A 21,579-nucleotide genomic window follows, 5' to 3' on the forward strand; every position below is an offset into this window, starting at 1 on the left:
ATTTAGGGAGCCATTAAATGAAAAAGTTTCTTGTAACTGCTGTAGCCGCAGCAATGACATTCACAGTTGGCACCGTCGCAGCGAAAGATCTGCGTATCGGTGTAGAGGGCGCTTACCCTCCATTCAGCAGCATCGACACAAATGGTAACGTTGTTGGTTTCGACATCGACATTGCCAATGCGCTTTGTGAAGAAATGAAAGTAAAGTGTACTCTGGTCGTTCAAGACTGGGATGGTATCATTCCTGCCCTTAACGCAAAAAAATATGATGCAATCATCGCGTCCATGTCCATCACCGAAGAACGTAAAAAGAAAGTGGATTTCTCAGAGAAATACTACAATTCTCCTGCTCGATTCCTTCGCAAAAAAGGTTCTGGTATTGAAATCACTGCTGAAGGCATGAAGGGTAAAACTGTCGGCGTACAACGTGGTACAATTCACGACACCTTCATCACCGCTGAGTTCCCAGACACCGAAATCAAACGTTACGGTACTCAAGACGAAGCATATCTGGATATCGCCGCCGGTCGTGTTGATATGTTGATCGCTGATTCCATTGCAATGGATGATGGCTTTGTGAAAACTGATGCTGGCAAAGATTATGAACTTTTCGGCCCATCTTACAGTGAGCCTAAATATTTCGGCGACGGTGCAGGTATTGCTGTACGTAAATCAGACACTGAACTACGTGATCGTTTCTCTACAGCAATCAAAGCTATTCGTGCAAATGGCGTTTACAAAGCAATTAACGACAAATACTTCGACTTTGATATCTACTAAGAGCAATGATGGAATGACCATCTTGTATTCTGGTTAAGTAGTAAAACAGCATCCCGGAACCCAGAACATAGTACCTGAGTTCTGGGGTGCTTTTTTTAAAAGCCCTTAATAGAATGGGCTTAAAATCGGAAGATTTAAAATGATTAACCTTGATGGCTACGGATATAGCATCCTCGTTAGTGGCGGCATAATCACCGTCTCCATCTCTTTGGCGTCTCTGCTGGTTGCATGTATATTGGGGATGGTTGCAGCACTTGCGCGTCTATCAAACAACAAAATCACCAGCTCAATCGCCTTTGGCTATACCACAATCATCCGCGGCGTACCTGATCTTGTTCTCATGTTACTGATCTTTTTTGGAGGACAGGTTTTTATTAACAACCTGCCAGAAAATCTCCTCAACTTCACAGCATGGTTTGGGGAAGTCATCGGAGCGGGGGATTCCCTGAAAGTGGCTGCTGAACCTTACCTTGATTGGGGCTATATAGATATCAATCCCTTTATCGCAGGTGTTCTAACCATTGGTTTTATCTTTGGCGCCTATATGGGAGAGACATTTCGTGGTGCGATTATGGCCGTAGATAGAGGAATGCTAGAGGCCGGAACAGCCTACGGCATGACTAAATTTCAAATCAACCGACGTATCCTCTTTCCCCAGATGGTACGCCACGCTCTGCCCGGAATTGGAAACAACTGGCTTGTCCTGATGAAAGCCAGCGCGATCACCTCTATCATTGGCTTAGAAGATATGGTTCGAAAAGCTGGACTGGCAGCCGGGGCAACACGCCAGCCCTTCAAATTTTATCTAACTGCTGCGATTGCATTCCTTATTCTAACAACACTATCGATCTGGATACTCAAAATCATAGAAAAACGGTACTCCGCCGGTGTAAGGAGCGCACTCTGATGGATTTTCAAATCATACAAGATGAGCTACCTTTATATTTCGAGGGGTTGCTCCTCACCATCAAGCTTGTACCACTTTCACTTTTGATTGGTTTTGTTTGTGCGATTCCTTTGGCTGTCATGCGGTTGTCTAAAAATCCGCTAATAAACTATCCTGTTTTTGCTTTTACTTACGCATTCCGTGGGACACCACTTATTGTACAGCTGTTTATTCTTTACTACGGCGTAGGACAGTTCGAAGGCTATAGCGAACTTACCAAGGAGTTTGATTTCCTAAAGGGCGCTTATTTCTTTGCTTTACTTGGCTTCACGTTAAACACCGCGGCTTACACAACTGAAATCTTTCGCGGGGCTATGGCACAGACTTCCTTTGGCGAAGTCGAAGCAGCAAAAGCCTGTGGCATGTCTCAATTCTTGATCTTCAGACGAATAATCATCCCCAGTGCTTTAAGGCGTGCCCTGCCAGCATACTCCAACGAAGTGATCTTTATGCTTCACGGCAGTGCATTGGCCAGCACCATTACACTAGTCGACTTAACGGGCGCAGCACGTATTGTACAATCCCGCTATTACGCACCCTACGAAGCCTTCATTACCGTAGCAGTATTTTATTTCGTCCTGACCTTCATGTTTATCTGGCTCTTCCGTCTGGTTGAAACACACTACAATAAACATTTGAAACGGCGGGAAGAAACCATTCAGGTTGTCACCTGATTTCAAGATTTCTTCTTATGATCAAAGGCCGGATGTTTATTTATTCGGCCTTTGTGACAGTAAAAAGACCGATGAATAAACATTTCGAATACCTAAATTCCATATTTCCATTCGATAAATACAGGCATCCGCAGCCTAAAGCATTAATAGAACTAACGCTTATTACTCATGCGTGAGAAACCCATCAATAATTGGTGATTATACGATAAGTAATATCCTCAATTAAGATATTCTTTACGTTGTTCTATGTTAAAATCAGATACTGCTTTTTTGGTATAAAAACTTACCTTCTCGGAGTTAAGGGTAAATTTATTTAGTTCGCAGATGATAAGTTATGGTTAATAACGCGCATAGCGTAAGATGACCATAGAATGATAATAAAAAAGGTGAGAACTACGTGGATAGTGAAGGTATCAAGGCACAATTACCAGGCTCAAACATTGATGAGACCAGCTTCCTAGCGACTGATTATTTAAATCATCTCAACGAAGCCGTAATGATGCTTGAAATGGTGCCAGATATGCCAGATCTATTTGAAGAAGTTCAAGCCTGGCAACCCAAAAGTTATCAACAACACTTCTTAGACAGCAGCTTTCAGGCAAAAGAACTCGCCGTTGCAGCTTACGAAGCGGCCCCGAAAGAGTTCCGAGAACCTTTTGATAAAGCGGTTGAACTTGCCGACAAAGGCATCAAAGATAGTAAAGATGCTATAGAACAGGCATTGGCTGCTGGTGATCATGTATCTATTGCTGCACTTGTACCCGATGCATCCACACATATCCGCCACATGATCGACATCGCCAGTGCCGTCATCCACGGCAATCACAATGTGCTTCCCGCGGACAAGATCATGGAAATAGAAATGGACTGGCAGGCCACGCTATCCGGTAACATGATGGCTGGTGGCATGACGGAAGAAGAAAAAATTGATTTGGAGGCCATGGGACAAGACGATATCGATGCATTGTTCGACTAAATCAATCCGACCCTTTGTTCAAAGCAAACTTTTGAAGCTTCAAATACATCTGCTTTCACTCTTGACGACTTAGGCCTCCCTGAGCAAACTCCCCTCGCGCATAAACGAGGAGATATCATGGAAGACTTATCAACTTTCTGGGAAATAACACTGGACGTCTGGAATCAGGGCGTTTTTGGTCTCAGTATTGGTCACATAGTAACATCCATAGTTATTTTCTTTACCTTTCTCGTTATCCGCGGATTGTTCTCAAGGCTGGTGATCAACCGCCTCAAGGTATTAACGCTCAAAACCAAAAACTCCGTGGATGATCATGCGCTCGAAGCTCTGGAAGGTCCGATAAGGATGATTCCTATTGCCCTTGGCGTGTTCTTCTCGCTCGATCATTTAAACCTTGACGGAGAAGCCGCCGTACTGGGCAATAACCTTGTACGCTCTCTGATTGCCTACACACTTTTTTATGCCGTCTTTAAACTGATAGATCCGCTAGACTTTCTGCTACATCGCTTCACAACGATCCTTACCAGCATCATGGTGGACTGGATCATCAAAGCCCTCAAAATTTGCGTGGTCTTACTCGGTGCAGCCAGTATTCTTGAACTCTGGGGAATCAATGTTGGCGCAATCATCGCAGGTCTTGGCCTATTTGGTGTTGCCGTTGCTCTGGGCGCTCAGGATCTGTTCAAAAATCTGATTGCTGGAATTCTCATCATCGCAGAAAAACGGTTCAGCCGGGGTGACTGGGTCAGGATCGAGGGAATTGTCGAAGGAACAGTCGAAGACATCGGCTTCCGATCCACCCGGATTAGACGCTTTGATAAAGCTCCAGTTTATGTGCCGAATGCCAAGCTGGCAGACAACGCCGTTATCAACTTTTCCAAAATGACTAATCGACGTATTTACTGGAAAATCGGCGTTGAATACGACACAACAAGCGAGCAACTTCGCAAGATTGTGCAAGAGATCAAAGATCACCTTTATGGCACAGAAGCTTTTGAAACTGATGATGCCCGCGCAACAACCCTCGTCAATGTTGATTCTTTCAACAGTTCATCAATCGACATCATGATCTATTGTTTCACCAAGACAACAAATTGGGGGGATTGGATGAATATTAAAGAAGATTTCGCCCTAAAATTAAAAGAGATTGTCGAAGGTAACGACAGTGCATTTGCCTTCCCGACGTCAACCTTACATGTGGCAAGCCTACCGGAATCACCAGCCCAGGTCCAAAGCCTTCCAGGGCTTGAACCTGAGACACCGCTCAATAAGGGTTAAAACGAAAGGGGCTTCTTATGGGCCCCTTTCGTTATCAGTACAGGTCTAATTTTTATTACCTTCATTCCTTTATTACCCTTCATTCCAGGGCATAATCGGTACAGACGTAAGCGAGTTCTTCGGGCTACCCTCGATAACTCGGTCACTATAGACAAGATAAATCAGCACATTACGTTTCTCATCAAAGAAGCGAACCACCTGCATGGTTTTGAATACAAGAGATGTGCGTTTCGTGAAAACTTCTTCGCCATCCTTTAGCTCTTCTCGGAATTTAATAGGCCCAATCTGGCGACAGGCAATTGATGCATCAGTTGTATCTTCGGCCAATCCGACAGCACCCGAGATGCCCCCCGTTTTCGCACGGCTGAGATGACAGGCAACACCTTCGACCTTTGGGTCGTCAAACGCTTCAATCACAATTTTATGATTCGGGCCTAACCACTTAAAAACGGTATCAACCTCTCCAATCTCTTCCGCCTTGACAGCCGAGGAAAAAAGCAACAGGCCAGCGCCAAAACATAAAGACATCGGCTTGATAATATAAGATAAATTCAAATTCATTTTTTACAGCTCACTAAGTTCTAGGTGCGTGTTTTTTATAACAAAAGCAGTCAACAGTATGGTCGTTAACCATGCCGCACGCTTGCATAAAAGCGTAACAAATTGTCGGTCCGACAAAGCGAAAGCCATTTTTTTTCAACAGCTTGGAAAGCTTTTCAGATTCAGCTGTTGAAGCTGGCACTTGTGACAGGCCTTTCCAGGCATTCACATGGGTTTTATTATCAACAACCGACCAGACCAGGTCGCGAAAAGACCCTTCACCCTCTTTCATAATTTCCAACCAGGCTTGTGCATTGCTGATAACCGAATTGATTTTCAAACGATTGCGAACCAAGCCCGTATCCTGCATCAATCGTTCAACATCATCCCCGTTAAAGTGGACAATCTTTTGCGGGTCAAAACCAACAAAGGCTTTTCTATAATTCTCACGCTTTCTCAACACAGTAATCCAAGACAGTCCAGCCTGTGCACCTTCCAGGATAAGCATCTCAAAGAGTTCGCGATCATCTGTGACCGGAACGCCCCACTCTTTATCATGGTACTCAAGATACAAGGCTTCATCACTGACCCAGCCGCAACGATTCTTGCTCTGATTATTACTCAAGACCATCCCTCACCTTAACTTTCAAACACTTACCTTCCTTTGCGCATCAAAATTTGTAAAGCAGTTGCGAAAATGTTTACAACATATTGATAACGGGATACTGAATCCCCATTTGGGGATACAATTAACGACTATATAGGATGCCAAATGAGCGAAATCAATTCACTGATCAAAGGCTATCATGCTTATCACACAGTAGATTATCGCAGAGATGAAGTGCTATTGCAGTCTCTTGCCGAAAAAGGCCAATCACCCAAAGCAATGGTCATTAGTTGTTGTGACTCCCGTGTTGAACCTTCATCAATACTTGGTACCTTACCCGGTGACCTTTTCATGGTTCGTAATGTCGCTAATCTTGTCCCCCCTTGTGCTGCAGATGACCGCCACCACGGGACATCAGCCGCTCTTGAGTATGCGATAACGCAACTGCACATCCCGAATATCATTATTATGGGCCATGCAATGTGCGGCGGCATCAAAGCCCTTGTTGACGGAGTCCTCGACGACTCCAATGACAGCTCATTTATTTCCAACTGGATCGAAATTGCAAAAGACGCAAAAGAAAACGTCAGCTGCTGCGGAAAAGATGGCGAAGAATTACAGCGTGCAGTCGAACAAGCTTCTATTCTTAACTCATTGGAAAATTTGATGACTTTCCCCTTCATTGAGGAACGCGTTGCTGATGGAAGAGTCCAGTTACATGGTTGGTATTTTGACTTTTCGACTGGTGAATTATTTAGCTATGACAAAGAAAAAGGCACCTTTATCAACCTTTAGAGCCTAACTGATTCAAATCGTTAACTTTTAATCAAATGAATCGAGTCACACTACCCCCACAAGGTAAACTTTTGGGGGTAGTGCGCGTCTGCGCATTACAGGGGACATGGCATTGGTTGAGTTAGACGAAAGAACACCCAACAAAAAAGTACAGGGCAAGAACATTGAAAAAGATATAGATAGAAAAACTGACTCTTCTGAAGATCCCTTTATCAAGCATTACTTTAGTCGTATTGATCCCGATATTGCCGCCAGTTTCTCTAATGATCAAAAACACGCCATCAAACAGATGTTTGGTGCACGCGGCTATGCAAAACATCCCGTTGAAGTCAGAAGATCTATCCCCTTTGGCAAGCACAGGTTCTATCTAATCTTTTTGCTTGGCCGTGAAAGAAGAGCATATGAACGCTTGAAGTCAGAAGGGCAAGCTGCAGGCTATATTACCTATGCACTTGCCAGTGCTTTTTGGTTGGCACCGGCCATAATGATTGCCGCACTCGTACATTTTTTCGCATAGCATTACTTCTTTAAAGAGCACTCATTTCAACCAGTGAACACCGATAAAAAAACCGTCTTACGATGACTTGCTTTTATCAATTTTTGCGATTGTACTCGTTGTCGAAAAGCCGTCTTTAAGGTCCGCGAGAATGACCTGACCTCCGTTTTGGATCACGATATCCCCACCAACAACTTGATTCAGGGTGTAATCAGCACCTTTGACCAAGACATCTGGAACAATAGCTTCGATCAACTTCAAAGGCGTGTCGTCGTCAAACAGGACAACCTGATCTACTATTTCCAAAGCTGCCAATACCGTTGCCCGTGCACTCTGATCCTGAATTGGGCGGCTTTCACCTTTGTAGCGTTTTACAGACGCATCCGTGTTTAACCCTACAATTAGGCGGTCGCATGCCGATCTCGATTGCTGTAGCGACGCAATATGGCCGGGATGCAGAAGATCAAAGCTACCGTTGGTAAATCCAATTTTATACCCCGCCTTACGCCATTGATCGACGCGGTGCAGTACCGCATCAAGCTCAGAAACTTTCTCTTGGGACGAATGCCCATTTCTCGCCAACAAAGCCTGTCGGATTTCACTGCCATAAGCAACAGCCGTGCCTGTCTTGCCGACCACGATGCCCGCCGCAACATTCGCGAGGCACGATGCTTCCAAAAGATTTAAGCCGGCGGCAAGAGCAGCCCCAAGCACAGCAACAACGGTGTCGCCAGCCCCTGAAACATCAAAGACTTCCCGTGCCTCTGCCCCAAGGTGTTCAACGACACCATCTGATGTGACCAAGGTCATTCCTTCTTCGCTACGCGTAGCAAGAACGCCCTTAATCCCGCAAGTTTCAATCAAGTGACGACAGGCCGCGACAACGGCTGCATCTCCGTCAACGGACATGCTAGTGGCTTCATGTAGCTCTCTGCGATTTGGCGTCACGATGCTCACGCCTTTATAGATGCTATAATCCCGGCCTTTCGGATCGGCAATTATTTGGCAGCCTGCCTCAAGAGCAGAACTAATAATCGTACTCAAAGTCTTTTGATTCAAAACCCCTTTGTCATAGTCTGACAGAATCAGAACCGGAACTGAAGAAAGGTTCTCTTGAACCCGATCTATTATCCGGGCACAGGTCTCATGCGCGAGAGGGCGATCCATCTCTCGGTCAGCCCGCAAGAGCTGCTGATTACTTGCGACAAAACGTTCTTTAATTGTTGTCTGACGTTGTGGCTCAACAACAAGGTTCAGAGGTTCTGTACCGATTTCCTTTTGCACAAGACCACTAACTTCCTGTCCAACCGCATCATCCCCTATAACCGCAACAAAATTAGTTGAAGCACCAATCGCGGCCAAATTACGAAGGACATTTCCTGATCCGCCCAGCATTGAAACCTGGCGATTGATCTTTAGGACCGGAATTGGCCCTTCGGGGGAGATACGATCAACACTGCCATAGATAAAACGATCAAGCATCAAATCACCCACGGTACGCACACGAGCACCAGCAAGGTCATCAACCCGTGCAACTAAATCCAATAAATCAATAGAAGGAAGAGTTTCCGCAGTCATCCGAATTTGAACCATGTATCCATAAAGTTTCTTGCCTCTCTTTTGCAATCAATTCAAACGACGAGCAAGTTTTTTAAGGGAAAGTCTTATTCCACAACTATATTTTAATTGTAAAAGGCATAAATATAGGTCATTCCGGTAAGGTTAACGAACTTTGAAGACTCTCAAGGTTAATAATGTTACACAAGCTGATGCAATCTGGATGTAATGTAGTCTACCCTTATGGATAACTCGACCTCAACTAAACAACCTGAGGGCCAATTCAGTCAAGAAAAGGTCTTTTTGGATTATGTGAAGCGGATCGGAAAACAAACCGAGAACCGCCGCGCAGTTCATGTACATCTATCGCGTCTGCGACCCTATCATCAGCGAGACCACCATCTACGCATTGCACAAAATGCCTGTGAAGATCTGGTTGCAAAATTTTCTGGAACTGTTTTCAGGCTACATAATAACGATTTGGTTGTTGTTACTTCTGGTGCATCCGTTGCCCAAATAGACGAAACGATCCTAAGGCTCCGCTATCTTTTTAGCGATGACCCTATGCTTGCCGGTGACTATGACCTTCAGACAGATCAATTCTGTAGTTGGTTTGATCTCGACCACGAATATACTGATCTGATCGCGCTTGCTGTTAAGATGAATGAAGATCTTGATACGCAATTACGCCGAGAAAAAGCAGAAGCAATAGCAGCAATACACGGAAAACCACCCGCAAAGCCCAAAATTCCACTAATGCCTTCGCATCTAGCTGCAGTGTCAAAGGCAATCAATCAAGCAGATTTATCAAGCCTAATGAAACGGCAGTCCATTTTTTTAGTTAACAAAGATAAAAAACCTGAAGCCCTATTCAAAGAACTTTTCTTTTCCATTGATCAGCTTCAACAGACGCTACTACCAACCCACGACTTACTATCAAACCGTTGGCTTTTTCAGGACCTAACGCGTTATCTCGATAAGCGAATGTTAGTCATTCTTCGGCAAAATGATGATTCTAGCCTCAGTCGATCCTATAGTTTGAATCTCAATATTTCGACAGCATTATCCGACGAATTCTTGAAGCTGGATCATACCCTAGGCGAATCAGTTCGTCGGTCAATTGTCATAGAATTCCAGCTCCTTGATGTTTTTGCTGATATCGGGAGCTTTACCTTTGCGCGTGATTTTCTAAGAGAGCGCGGCTACAAAATCTGCCTTGACGGTATAACCCATCTTTCTTTGCCAATGATTGATCGTCGAACGATGGGTTTTGACTTGATTAAACTGCAATGGAATCAAGATCTGACAAAATTCCTGACAACACCACGCGGTGATGAAATCAGAGATACAGTCAAAAAAGTTGATCCCAACAGAATGATCCTCTGCCATTGTGGTGCTGAAGATGCGATCGCAACTTCGCATGAGCTTGGCATTAAACTTATGCAGGGTTTCTACATCGATAAATTTGTCAGAAACTGGGCTGCGTCGAAAAAAGAAGAGTCTAAAAGCCTTGCTGACGCCATGGGTCGCCATCGTGCCGAAGCCGATCACGACGACTAAGCGTGCGGAGCATACTTTGCCAGAATACGTTGTAGCGTACGGCGGTGCATCCTCAAACGTCGAGCTGTTTCAGAAACATTACGATCGCATTGTTCATAAACACGTTGAATGTGTTCCCAGCGGACACGATCTGCCGTCATGGGGAGTTCAGGCGGGGGCGGCATATCCCCATCGACACTTGACTGCAGAAGAGTTGCAGCGACCTGGTCAGGGTCTGCAGGCTTTGGTAGATAATCTAATGCACCAACCTTCACAGCAGCCACAGCAGTTGCGATGTTTCCATAGCCCGTGAGAACAACGACACGGGCACCTTTGGATGTTTCGTGAATGGCCTTTACAACATCAAGGCCAGATCCATCCTGAAGCCTTAAATCGACGACAGCATACTCTTGAGTATCAGAATGTGCCAATCGGATACCGTCAGCAACAGAATTGGCAACAACAGGCTCAAATCCACGCCGATCCATCGCTCGCGACAAGCGTTCAGCAAAACGCTCATCATCATCAACAATCAGCAGCTTCTTTTTCTCCGCATCTTGCGACTCTGACATTACTTGTTACCCCTAGATTAATTCTATTCTTTGTTATCTCTAACCATTCTAAGCTTCCAGATACAGGTGGTCAAAGATGTATTAAGCTCGTCTGTCTTGCAAAATATTCATACGACAAGCTGATCACCAAAATCCAGAAGTATGTCACTTACACTGGCTGAGTCGCAACTTCCAGACGGTTTCTTGGCCATACAATCTCAACGACGGCACCACCAGCCTCATGATTAGCATAAGTCACCTTCCCTCCCGTATGGGACAGTAAGGTTGTTGCAATAAACACCCCCAAGCCCATATGATCTCCGTCCTCTTCCTTACGACTTTCTTGGTTTTTTGGGGCCTGAGCTTTTTGAGCTTGTTCTCGATTAGAAAGCAAGGGATCTCCTAAACGCCCCAGAACTTGTGGGTCAAAGCCTGGTCCATCATCATGTATTGTCAGGGAAATTGTTCTTTTATCCCAAACCAGCGTTATATCCACTTTTTCTTTTGCGAACTGGATCGCGTTTTGTGCAAAAAGCCCCAGAGAGTGTAAAATTTCAGGACTGCGTTCTACCATTGGATGCTCTGATGGGTGCTCTGGGTTTGAGTTCTCACCATCACTTTCATGTGAAGATGCCCGTATAACGGTTTCGATATCCAACTTCTCATAAGGAGCAATGGCTGCTTCAACCAAGGTTTGAACTGGTATAAAATTATATGGATCTCCACCATCTTCTTCCGGCCAGGCAGCAAGATTTTGCAGAATTTCCCGACACCTGAGAATCTCACTAATTAGAAGTTCGACGTCCGGCAGATAAATATCATCAGGCGGTAATTCTTCTTTCATTTCTTTTGCAACAACCAGCATCGTTCCCAAGGGACTACCAAGTTCATGGGCTGCTGCCGCCGCCAAGCCCCCCAACGCAGACAACTTTTGTTCCCGCGCTAAAGCCATTTGCGATGCCACAAGAGCCATACCCATCGACCGCGCCTCTTCTGTTAAGGAAGAAACATAAACGGCCAAAAAAATCGCCGTAAAAACCAACGCAGCCCACAAGCCATAGAGATAAAGAGAGTGAAGGAAAAAGCTACCTTCAGGCCAAGGTAGTGGTAAATAAAAGAAAACATCTGCTGTCACCGCAACAATCGCCAAGATACCTAAACAGATTGTACTCCGCCTGGTAAGAATAGAAGCGGACACCGTTACCGGACCCAAAATCAGGATTGAAAAGGGATTTGTCAGCCCCCCTGTCAGAGACAGCAGCACTGATATCTGAATCAGATCAAACGCCAATGCCATAGTTGCTTCTTTGTTACGTAACCAAGATGATGCCGGGCGCGTCGCTACCTGTGCTACATTCAAAACACCAGATGTAAGAACGACCAAGAACGCTGCAATCAAAGGAAGTTCTAACCCAAGACCGAAATGAGCGATCAACAACGCAGCTGTTTGGCCACAGATTGCCATCCACCTGATAAAAACCAGTGTCCTCAAACGGACCCGGCCTTGTTCAGGGTGTAACCCTACTTCGGGCTCCAATCGGAATGCACTACTCACTGCCTTGTTCCATTCGCTTATCTTTGCTTTCCCGATAGAAATTTAGGTTGTAGATTAGGAAACTGTTACAATTCATAAGATTTTATAGCGTGATATTCCAGTAGATATCATTCTATTACAAAACAGAACAAGATCCCTTTCCCAATCATGTTATATTAAACCTATGATCCAGCACGCTATTCATGTCGAGAACCTCAACAAAAGTTATGATGATGTTCTTGCCGTCAAATCAATTTCATTTACAGTGAAACCTGGCGAAACCATCGCGCTTCTGGGTGGGAACGGCGCAGGAAAAACCACAACAATATCTATGCTTCTTGGCATTCTATTGCCATCATCAGGGACGATTCAAGTCCTTGGTGAAGATATGGTCAAAGACCGTTTCAAAGTCATGCACCGCCTGAACTTTTCATCACCCTACGTAGATCTGCCCAGACGGCTGACCGTTCGACAAAACCTTATGTTTTTCAGCAAGCTCTACGGCATTATCAACGCCCGTGAACGTTTGATGCATCTGGCCGAAGAACTTAACCTTCTCGAGTTATTAAACCGTCCAACGGGAAGCTTATCCGCGGGTCAAAAAACCCGAGTTTCAATTGCCAAAGCCCTAATCAACGAACCTGAAATTCTCTTGTTGGATGAACCAACCGCCTCTCTCGATCCAGACACTGCTGACTGGGTCAGAAGCTATATAAAAGAATATCAAAAAAGAACCAGCGCTGCGATCTTGCTAGCCTCTCATAATATGACAGAGGTAGAGCGAATTTGTGATAAAGTTCTGATGATGAAATATGGAAAAATTGTTGATCAGGGTACACCTGCAGATCTGTTGCACCGTTATAGTCGAACAAACTTGGAAGAGGTCTTTCTTGATATCGCCCGTGATCGGAAAAACGCTCCAAAACAAAAACGCACTGGTACACCCGGGGAGAACAACCCCAGAAAGCCGCCTCATGATGATTTAGAGTACGGGGATATTTAAGATGTCAAATTCACCAAGCCAAACACCCCAAACCACATCCCTTATTCCCAAAATAAGGCATAATCCATCCGCCTTGATCCGTATCCAGTCGGTCATGATGCGGCATCTTTATCTGATGCGTGCTTCCTGGCCTCGTATTTTTGAAATGATGTACTGGCCATCAATTCAAATTGTTCTTTGGGGCTTCATTACACAGTTTTTGTTAACAAACAGCAGCTATGTCGCTCAAGCTGCAGGGGTTTTGGTTTCTGCAGTACTTCTGTGGGATATTCTCTTTCGTGCACAGCTTGGGTTCAGCCTTTCTTTTCTCGAAGAGCTTTGGTCCCGTAACATTGGAAATTTGGCTGTAAGTCCTCTACGTCCCCATGAGTTCCTCACTGCCCTGATGGTCATGAGTATGATCAGAACACTCATCGGCATTCTTCCCGCTACATTCCTCGCGATCCTTTTTTACGAGGTTTCACTCTACGATCTGGGACTTCCTTTATTACTTTTTTTCAGCAACCTGATGATGATGGGATGGACCATTGGTCTTTTAGTCTGTGCTCTCATTCTCAGGGTCGGGCTAGGCGCAGAATCCATGGCTTGGCTGACCATCTTTTTGATTGCACCAATTTCAGCAGTCTACTACCCCGTAGACATCTTGCCCGAATGGCTACAGGCACTTGCCTGGGCATTACCAACAGCGCCGGTGTTTGAAGGCATGCGCGCTATTCTTTTTAATCAAGGTTTTCAGCTTAACCTCTTTATCCACTCTCTGCTTTTGAATATCCTCTATTTCTCTATCGCAATCGGGATTTTTTTGTGGGCTTACCACGTTGCACGGAAACGCGGCCTCTTATTACAAATGGGGGAATAGCGTCGCTACACCCCCATTAAAATTATTTGTGATACCAACCAGAAATTGGAATTAAGCCGGACCACTAACTCCGGCTTCAGCAAATGTTGCCATGCCATTATGGCAAGCACAGGCCGCTTTCAGAATTTGCATTGCAAGAACAGCACCGGAACCTTCACCCAGACGCATATTGAAGTCCAACAAAGGTTCTTTACCAATATTTGTCATTAGAGACTGGTGTCCAGGTTCTACGGACTGATGCCCGACAACACAGTGGTCAAGAAGCCTGTCATCAATAGCATGCAGAATAGCCGCCGCGGCCGTACAAGTATAACCGTCCAAAACAACAGGTGTACGGGCAAGGCGTGCCGCAATAATAGCCCCGACAATTGCCGCGAGTTCAAAACCGCCAACACAGCGTAGAATCTGAAAAGGATCATCAGCAAAGATTGGCTTATGCAATTCAATCGCTTGATTGATCAGCTTGGTTTTCAGGGCAAGTGTTTCGTCATCAACACCTGTACCACGACCAACCCAATCAGCAGCATCCCCACCATAAAGCGCCAGACAAATCGCAGCAGCTGACGTGGTATTACCAATGCCCATCTCGCCAACAGCCAAAACATCGACGCCTTCTTCAACCGCCATCATTCCATAAGCGATCGCCCGTACGAAATCTTCTTCTTCCATTGCCGGTTGCTCGCTAAAATCAGCCGTCGGCTCATCAAGGGCGAGTTCATACACACGGAGATCGGAATCGGCCAACCCGCAAAGCTGATTAACTGCCGCACCACCGTGGATGAAGTTCGCAACCATTTGCTTGGTAACTTCGGTCGGATAGGCAGAAACCCCCTTTGCTGCAATGCCGTGATTTCCAGCAAAAACAGCGGTAAAGGGCCGTTCGACCTGTGGCTTCTTTTTTCCCTGCCATGCAGCAAGCCAGATTGCCAGTTCTTCTAAGCGCCCTAAAGCTCCCAAGGGTTTTGTAAGCTGTGCCTGCCTTTCCTCAGCGGCTTTTGCTGCCTCTCGGCTTGGCCCCGGTAATTCCTTGAGCAAAACATGAATTTCATCCAGCGTCGAAATAGATGCCGCGTCTGACATAGTTTATTATCTCCCTTGCCCCTGATTTAACACAGGATTGCGATGCCTTCAGACTATCAAATACCTTTACAGAACCGCTTTGGGGCGGCATTTGTTTCTTTGTGCGTTGATAACCCGATTTAATCGGTTTTAAAGCTCTGGCCAAAGCCATACCATAGCAACAAGCCATTGTCTTTACCTCAGAACCACTCACTTTGTCGCATATACACCGGATAAGGCAACATGACAGCTCAACAGAATGACAAACCACACCAATGGCTGAACATGATAAAACAGTTTGAACAGGATATACGTATTGTACTTGCCTTTATGACACGCATCCCGGTGCCCTATCCAATGAATAACGAAGGCAACCCGACAAGTCGTAGCCTCGCAGAAGCATCCTGGTCTTTTCCTCTTATTGGCATTCTGGTTGGTTTTATCAGTGCATCAGTTCTGGTCCTAAGCTTTTACCTCTCGCTTCCGCTCTATGTCTGCGCCCTTCTCGCAATTGTCTCCAGTATCTTGATCACAGGCGCCCTTCATGAAGACGGTCTGGCTGATGTTGCCGATGGCTTCGGCGGCAGTCACGATCCGGAACGCAAGCTTGAGATCATGAAAGATAGCCGCGTTGGGAGTTATGGTGTCCTGGCCCTTGGTATCTCTGTTCTAATGCGCACCCTGTTGTTAGGTAGTTTACTCTCTTTTGCACAACTAAGCCCAATAGGTGCAGACAACTATCAATGGGCAATCCTGACCCAAATTTTTGCTATTTACATTTCCGCACATATGATTGGGAGAGGCCTTGCCCCCTTGATAATGAGCCACCTTCCCCTAGCGAAAAAAAGCGGAATGGCCGCAACCGCCGCAAAACCTAAATTACGAAGTAGTTATGGCAGTCTGCTTCTGACTTTGTTCTTCCTTTTTATTTTTCTCCCCCCGCTGTCCATCTTGATTGTTCTTGTTTCCAATGTCCTAATGATTCTGTTTTTATCATGGCTAACAATGCGACAAGTTGGCGGGTATACTGGTGATGTCCTTGGCACTGCGGTCCAACTGTGTGAAATCATGACCTATCTTGTCCTATTAAGCTATATCGCCTAGGAGGCACAGGTGACACAAACCAGATGGTGGTGGATCAGGCATGCGCCTGTAACCGAAAACAACGGCACGATATACGGCAATCTGGATCTTAACTGTGACTGCCATGACAAAGAGAGCTTTCAGGCTCTCGCTGGGACCCTGCCCGATGACGCCATCTGGGTGACCACACCGCTAAAACGAACTGACCAAACGGCCAATGCTATTCGCGCAGAAATGCAAGAAACCTGTTTTCCTGACTACGATGTAATCGGCGACTTTCAGGAACAGTCTTTTGGCGACTGGCATGGTATGACACATCAAGAACTCGGCGAAATTCGAGGTGATGCATGGCATCGTTTTTGGCATGCGCCTGCATCCGAAGCCCCTCCGGGTGGTGAAAGTTTCGAAGACCTTATTTCCCGAACAGCAAGATCTATTGATGTCCTTAATCAAAAATACAGCGGCAAAGATATTATTGCAGTAACCCATGGCGGAACAATTCGAGCCGCAGTCGCCCATGCGCTGGGCCTAAAACCCGAAAAAGCCCTTGGTCTGTCCATTGGCAATTTGTCTTTGACGAAGCTTAATTACTACACGACCAAAGACGACACCAAATTGGATCAGTCATCTTGGGGAGTTGATTGTATAAATACAGAACCTCTAAGCTTCAAAAGCAAAAAAGCCCCGGAACCGGAGCTTTTTTCGCAATCACAGAAAATTAAGTTATAATACAAACGTTATCGCAAAGAAGATCGAAGCAGACAACAATGCTGCGGCGGGAACGGTGATCACCCAAGCTGCAATAATGGTCGTGAAGTGGGACCGACGAACCAATTTACGCCGCCCTATTTCTTCACGGTCAGAAATAGTTCCTTCGTGTTTGCTTTCCGGGTGACGTTCATGCTGTCGAACATACTGACGGCGACGTTTGCTTTTCTTGGTGTAGTATTCACGAAAGAAGCCAACACCAAATACTGCACCCACAGCAATATGCGTAGAGCTAACCGGTAATCCCAAAGCCGATGCCATGATCACAGTAATCGCAGCAGAAAGTGCCACACAATAAGCCCGCATCGGGTTCATCTTGGTAATCTGTTCCCCAACCATACGGATAAGTTTAGGGCCATAGAGGAAAAGACCAAGGCTGATACCAATTGCCCCAATAATCATCACCCAGACCGGAATGGTAACTTTCGCAGCGATGTCACCTGATTCCACAGCGTGTAAAACAGCCGCCAAAGGACCAACAGCATTAGCCACATCATTCGCACCATGCGCAAAAGACAACAAAGCAGCAGAGAAAATTAACGGAAGATGAAACAGTTCTCTTAAAGACTGGTTCCTATTTTCCATACCCTCGGACTGTTTCCGAATAACGGGCTTTAAAAGCGCATAAGAAGCAACAAATATTGCAGCACCAATCATGGCAACAGTTACAAGGTCAGGCTTCCAAATTTTCTTCAGGCCCTTCATCATCAAATAACATGAAAAAGCCGTTGCCATGATCGCAAGCAACATAGGCACCCAACGACGCGCGGCCGCGATTTTATCATCGCGGTAAATGATGTTACTTTTGATAAAGGCAAGGAATAGTGCCGCAATAACACCGCCCAGAACGGGGGAGATTACCCAGCTTGCTGCGATTTTACTCATGGTAAACCAGTTTACAGCGCCAAAACCAACAGCAGCAATACCAGCCCCCATCACACCACCAACAACAGAGTGTGTCGTTGAGACCGGCGCACCAATGTAGGTTGCAAGATTTACCCACAGGGCTGATGACAAAAGTGCTGCCATCATCGCCCAGATAAAGGTCTGGCTATCAGGGACAAGGGATGGATCAATAATTCCCTTGGAAATCGTGGAGACAACATCACCACCGGCCAACAGCGCACCCGCACTTTCAAACACAGCTGCAATAATCAGCGCCCCGGTCATGGTCAAAGCCCGCGACCCTACAGCTGGGCCAACATTGTTTGCTACATCATTGGCACCAATGTTCAGCGCCATATAGCCGCCAAGAGTTGCCGCAACGATGATATAAACCGCGTTTGGCTGCGCCCCGATCAAAATACTGGCAAAACCACCGGCAACCGCCAGAAAGAGTATCGCCAAACCCGGTGCAAAAAGGTGTTGCGATATCGAGCGCGTGGCCTCTTCCATCGTAACGATTTTGCTTAAATCTTTATCCAGGGATGGTTTTGCTAACTTCATATCGCCTGATGACGATGAATTCGTATTTCCTGACGGATCAGAAGATGTCATTTTTCAAACTTTCATACACCAAGATCGGGGTCATTTTCGATTTGTGATAGTTTCGTTGCGGTTAAATGACAAATTATCGTTTCGTGACTCTAATATGACAGTTTGATGACACGCCCCATTCCCCAAACAAATCAGATCCTTCAGCAGAATAAATCAGTGAAGTACTCACCTTTGAAGATATATTTTTAACTAATAATTTTAGATTTGATCCGTTTGCATCAACTCTATGAGATGCCAGCCTTTGAATTTTTGAACGATACCATCCTGCTGAATACCTTTTTGTAGACAGTATCTCATCAAATCCGGGAAGATTTAATAAACGTTTTGTTCCCGGCCTCTTATCGAATCATAAAAGATGATGAAAAAATCACTCATAAGTCAGGCAGATTGATTTAGCTTGAGCTATTTGCCCCAAGAATCATATCGCTCGCCTTTTCAGCGATCATGATAGTTGGGGCATTTGTATTACCAGAAGTAATGGTCGGCATGATTGAGGCATCTGCAACCCGTAATCCCGTGATACCATGTACACGAAGTTCTTCATCAACCACCGCCATTGAATCAGACCCCATTTTACAAGTGCCCACGGGGTGAAAAATTGTTGTGCCAATATCCCCGACAGCTTTGAGGATGTCTTCATCACTAACAATATCAGAACCAGGTAGATACTCCCTCGGTGAGTGGCTTAATAATGCCGGGCTTGCGCATATTTTACGTGTCAGTTTAATCGCATTAATGGCCACCTGCCGGTCCCCTTCGGTCGAAAGATAATTCGGCGCAATAGTTGGCATGTTCTTCCCGTTTGGATCACTGAGGTGAACATAGCCTCTTGATTCCGGACGTAGATTACAGATAGAAGCGGTAAAGCCAGAAAACTTATGGAGAGGATCACCCAGCTTATCTGTCGAAAGCGGTTGCACGTGATATTCCAGATCAGGTGTTTCCAATCCCGGATTACTCTTTGCAAAGCACCCTAACTGGCTTGGTGCCATAGACAAGGGTCCTTTTCGAAACAAGGCATAGTCCACCGCCATACCCGCTTTGGCAAAAAGGCTATGCGACATTTCATTAAGCGTTTTTGTACCAGAGACCTGAAATACGGTGCGAATTTGCAAATGATCCTGCAAGTTTTTGCCAACACCAGCAAGCTCGTGCTGCACCTCAACACCATGCTGTGCCAAAAGCTCTCCCGCGCCGATACCAGAGCTTTGTAACAGCACTGGGGACGCCACGGCGCCCGCAGATAAAATAAGCTCTTTTCGGACCTTCACTTCTGAACGCACGTCCTGAAAATCAAGCTCTAGCCCCTTGGCGATCTTATCCTCAAGTAATATTTTTCGTGCCTGTGCTTGTGTGAGAACGGTCAGGTTTTTTCGATCTTTAACCGGATGAAGGAAAGCACGAGCTGCGCTGAAACGTACCCCTTTTTTTTGGGTTACTTCAAAATACCCAACCCCTTCATTATTCCCCTGATTGAAGTCTTTTGTGACTGGGATACCAGCTTCTGCAGCAGCTTCTTGGAAGCGATCAAGGATTGGCCAGGACAGGCGTTGTTCTTCAACCCGAAGTTCGCCCCCACCGCTGTGAAACTCTGAATCTCCTTTGTGGTAACTCTCTCCCCGTTTGAAAAGGGGAAGAACATCGTCCCACGCCCAACCTGTATTTCCCATCTGTCGCCATTGATCATAATCACGGGCCTGACCGCGCATATAGATCATGCCATTTATTGAAGAACAGCCACCCAAGACTTTACCGCGAGGATAACTTAAAGAGCGACCATTCAATCCCTTCTCCTTAACTGTTGAAAAACACCAATCGGTTCGAGGATTGTTGATGGTATAGAGATAGCCAACAGGGATATGGATCCAGTGGTAATTATCTTTGCCACCCGCCTCCAACAAAAGGACAGAATTATTTTGATCTTTTGACAACCGATTTGCCAGTACACAGCCTGCTGTTCCGGCACCGACAATCACATAATCATAAGATCCTAAACTCTGCATACTCAGACTCCCAAAACCAAAGCGCTTAAAATGGGCTTGGCTTTTTATTTTGGATTAAAGGAAATTACTGATTTGCGTGACAACCGATAATGAATCAGCCTGTTTTATAAGTATTGTCGTAAAATCCTTTTCATAGAAGACAATAAATTATGCTAATTGACACAAATTGTCTCTGCCTTTTCTGGTATTTTCCTGCGATACTGCTTTGCAGAATTAACCATATCCGTCCTTAACAACCGCTTTCGAGCGAGGAGAACGACATGATCAAAAGCCTCAGACAGGCTTTCACTTCTGCCATTTCATCCAAATTGATATTCCTGACCGCCCTTTTTGCAGTATCTTTTTCTTATCAAGTGCAAGCCGCAAGCGATGCCGAAGAGCTCGTTGCAGAATCCCGCTACACACTGGAAAAAATGCTCAGCAATCCTGACTATTCCAAATTGCAGGAATTCGCCAAACAATCCAAAGGGATCATCATCATTCCCCAATTGGTCAAAGGCGGCTTTATTATTGGTGGTGAGGGAGGATCAGGTGTCCTTCTGGTCCGTGGAGCCGATGGCACTTGGAGCAACCCGTCCTTTTATACTCTCGCAGCAGGTAGCATTGGTTTACAGATCGGTGGCGAAGTTTCCGAAGTGGTCTTTACGCTTATGAATCAAGGCGCTGTCGATGCCATTTTGGATAGTGAAATCAAATTTGGTGGTGACCTTTCGCTTGCCGTCGGCCCCTTTGGTGCGGGAGTAGAAGCCTCAACAACAGCGAATCTTGACGTTGATGTTTATGCCTTCTCCAGCTCTGTCGGCCTTTTCGGAGGTGGTGCTTTCGAAGGTGCGAAACTTTTTACCCGGGAAAGTTATAACAGTAGTTACTACGGCGCAGGAGCCACCCCGAAAAAAATTACCATAGAACGCGCCTTCTCAAATCCGCATTCAGATAAACTGCGCGCTGCGATGCCCCAATAAAAATCACCTAAAATAAACGATAAAGACTTCCCCCTGTCAGAATGTGTAACCCTGACAGGGGTTTTAATTTACC

At 45.6% G+C, this 21,579-nt stretch carries 21 protein-coding genes; 13 read left to right on the forward strand and 8 right to left on the reverse strand.

Features of this window, described 5'->3' with window-relative positions:
* The first annotated feature begins 17 nt into the window (after positions 1–17).
* The 5 genes from ACN0QW_RS08300 (at position 18) to ACN0QW_RS08320 (ending at position 4,653) form a co-directional block, all read left to right on the forward strand.
* Positions 18–779, forward strand: a complete 762-nt coding sequence (locus tag ACN0QW_RS08300; RefSeq protein WP_417430473.1) for an ABC transporter substrate-binding protein — start codon at positions 18–20, stop codon at positions 777–779.
* A 139-nt stretch (positions 780–918) separates the two neighbouring features.
* Positions 919–1,686, forward strand: coding sequence for an ABC transporter permease (locus ACN0QW_RS08305; protein ID WP_299375742.1), 768 nt, complete (start codon positions 919–921; stop codon positions 1,684–1,686).
* Positions 1,686–2,399 carry an ABC transporter permease gene (locus ACN0QW_RS08310; RefSeq protein WP_417430475.1) on the forward strand — a complete coding sequence of 238 codons (714 nt, stop codon included), beginning with the start codon at positions 1,686–1,688 and terminating at the stop codon, positions 2,397–2,399. The genes ACN0QW_RS08305 and ACN0QW_RS08310 overlap by 1 nt, the downstream gene beginning before the upstream one ends.
* Positions 2,400–2,796: 397 nt before the next feature.
* Positions 2,797–3,375: a hypothetical protein gene (locus ACN0QW_RS08315; RefSeq protein WP_417430477.1), complete on the forward strand. Its 579-nt coding sequence runs from the start codon at positions 2,797–2,799 to the stop codon at positions 3,373–3,375.
* A gap of 117 nt (positions 3,376–3,492) precedes the next feature.
* Positions 3,493–4,653 carry a mechanosensitive ion channel family protein gene (locus ACN0QW_RS08320; RefSeq protein ID WP_417430479.1) on the forward strand — a complete coding sequence of 387 codons (1,161 nt, stop codon included), beginning with the start codon at positions 3,493–3,495 and terminating at the stop codon, positions 4,651–4,653.
* A gap of 72 nt (positions 4,654–4,725) precedes the next feature.
* Here the strand turns inward: ACN0QW_RS08320 and ACN0QW_RS08325 are convergent, their stop codons facing one another.
* On the reverse strand, positions 4,726–5,190 hold the full coding sequence (locus tag ACN0QW_RS08325; RefSeq protein WP_417430937.1) for a CreA family protein: 465 nt from the start codon (positions 5,188–5,190) through the stop codon (positions 4,726–4,728).
* Between the two features lie 37 nt (positions 5,191–5,227).
* Entirely contained in the window at positions 5,228–5,818 is a 591-nt protein-coding gene (locus ACN0QW_RS08330) for a DNA-3-methyladenine glycosylase I (protein WP_417430481.1), read from the reverse strand.
* A gap of 147 nt (positions 5,819–5,965) precedes the next feature.
* On the opposite strand from ACN0QW_RS08330, the gene ACN0QW_RS08335 reads away from it, so the two are divergent.
* Together ACN0QW_RS08335 and ACN0QW_RS08340 are read left to right on the forward strand one after the other, a co-directional pair.
* On the forward strand, positions 5,966–6,595 hold the full coding sequence (locus ACN0QW_RS08335) for a carbonic anhydrase (protein ID WP_417430483.1): 630 nt from the start codon (positions 5,966–5,968) through the stop codon (positions 6,593–6,595).
* 106 nt (positions 6,596–6,701) lie between these two features.
* Positions 6,702–7,112, forward strand: coding sequence for a hypothetical protein (locus ACN0QW_RS08340; RefSeq protein WP_417430485.1), 411 nt, complete (start codon positions 6,702–6,704; stop codon positions 7,110–7,112).
* A 57-nt stretch (positions 7,113–7,169) separates the two neighbouring features.
* Here the strand turns inward: ACN0QW_RS08340 and rfaE1 are convergent, their stop codons facing one another.
* On the reverse strand, positions 7,170–8,669 hold the full coding sequence (gene rfaE1, locus ACN0QW_RS08345) for a D-glycero-beta-D-manno-heptose-7-phosphate kinase (RefSeq protein WP_417430487.1): 1,500 nt from the start codon (positions 8,667–8,669) through the stop codon (positions 7,170–7,172).
* 222 nt (positions 8,670–8,891) lie between these two features.
* Here rfaE1 and ACN0QW_RS08350 point away from each other — a divergent pair, with 222 nt between their 5' ends.
* Positions 8,892–10,208 carry a hypothetical protein gene (locus ACN0QW_RS08350; RefSeq protein ID WP_417430489.1) on the forward strand — a complete coding sequence of 439 codons (1,317 nt, stop codon included), beginning with the start codon at positions 8,892–8,894 and terminating at the stop codon, positions 10,206–10,208.
* On the opposite strand, the gene ACN0QW_RS08355 is transcribed toward ACN0QW_RS08350, so the two are convergent.
* Complete coding sequence (locus tag ACN0QW_RS08355; protein WP_417430491.1) at positions 10,205–10,759, reverse strand: ActR/PrrA/RegA family redox response regulator transcription factor; 555 nt, start codon at positions 10,757–10,759, stop codon at positions 10,205–10,207. The genes ACN0QW_RS08350 and ACN0QW_RS08355 overlap by 4 nt on opposite strands.
* Before the next feature lie 148 nt (positions 10,760–10,907).
* The gene (locus ACN0QW_RS08360; RefSeq protein WP_417430493.1) at positions 10,908–12,293 is read right to left on the reverse strand and encodes an ActS/PrrB/RegB family redox-sensitive histidine kinase; all 1,386 of its coding nucleotides are present in this window, start codon (positions 12,291–12,293) and stop codon (positions 10,908–10,910) included.
* 163 nt (positions 12,294–12,456) lie between these two features.
* On the opposite strand from ACN0QW_RS08360, the gene ACN0QW_RS08365 reads away from it, so the two are divergent.
* Positions 12,457–13,275, forward strand: coding sequence for an ABC transporter ATP-binding protein (locus tag ACN0QW_RS08365; RefSeq protein WP_417430495.1), 819 nt, complete (start codon positions 12,457–12,459; stop codon positions 13,273–13,275).
* 1 nt (position 13,276) lies between these two features.
* Positions 13,277–14,134, forward strand: a complete 858-nt coding sequence (locus ACN0QW_RS08370) for an ABC transporter permease (RefSeq protein WP_417430497.1) — start codon at positions 13,277–13,279, stop codon at positions 14,132–14,134.
* A 51-nt stretch (positions 14,135–14,185) separates the two neighbouring features.
* Here the strand turns inward: ACN0QW_RS08370 and cobT are convergent, their stop codons facing one another.
* On the reverse strand, positions 14,186–15,214 hold the full coding sequence (cobT, locus tag ACN0QW_RS08375; RefSeq protein WP_417430499.1) for a nicotinate-nucleotide--dimethylbenzimidazole phosphoribosyltransferase: 1,029 nt from the start codon (positions 15,212–15,214) through the stop codon (positions 14,186–14,188).
* 222 nt (positions 15,215–15,436) lie between these two features.
* On the opposite strand from cobT, the gene cobS reads away from it, so the two are divergent.
* Both cobS and ACN0QW_RS08385 read left to right on the forward strand, forming a co-directional pair.
* A complete protein-coding gene (gene cobS, locus ACN0QW_RS08380; protein WP_417430501.1) occupies positions 15,437–16,297 on the forward strand; it encodes an adenosylcobinamide-GDP ribazoletransferase in 861 nt (286 codons plus the stop codon).
* Positions 16,298–16,306: 9 nt separating this feature from the next.
* Complete coding sequence (locus ACN0QW_RS08385) at positions 16,307–17,005, forward strand: histidine phosphatase family protein (protein WP_417430503.1); 699 nt, start codon at positions 16,307–16,309, stop codon at positions 17,003–17,005.
* On the opposite strand, the gene ACN0QW_RS08390 is transcribed toward ACN0QW_RS08385, so the two are convergent.
* Positions 17,000–18,541 (reverse strand): inorganic phosphate transporter, encoded by a 1,542-nt coding sequence (locus ACN0QW_RS08390; protein ID WP_417430505.1) that lies wholly within the window; start codon positions 18,539–18,541, stop codon positions 17,000–17,002. The genes ACN0QW_RS08385 and ACN0QW_RS08390 overlap by 6 nt on opposite strands.
* A 392-nt stretch (positions 18,542–18,933) precedes the next feature.
* Entirely contained in the window at positions 18,934–20,544 is a 1,611-nt protein-coding gene (locus tag ACN0QW_RS08395; RefSeq protein ID WP_417430507.1) for a GMC family oxidoreductase, read from the reverse strand.
* A 260-nt stretch (positions 20,545–20,804) separates the two neighbouring features.
* Between ACN0QW_RS08395 and ACN0QW_RS08400 the strand changes: the two genes are divergently transcribed.
* Positions 20,805–21,506: a lipid-binding SYLF domain-containing protein gene (locus ACN0QW_RS08400; RefSeq protein WP_299378744.1), complete on the forward strand. Its 702-nt coding sequence runs from the start codon at positions 20,805–20,807 to the stop codon at positions 21,504–21,506.
* Positions 21,507–21,579: the final 73 nt, after the last annotated feature.

Origin of the sequence: Kiloniella sp. (genome assembly GCF_048259265.1) — a bacterium.
Lineage (GTDB): Bacteria > Pseudomonadota > Alphaproteobacteria > Kiloniellales > Kiloniellaceae > Kiloniella.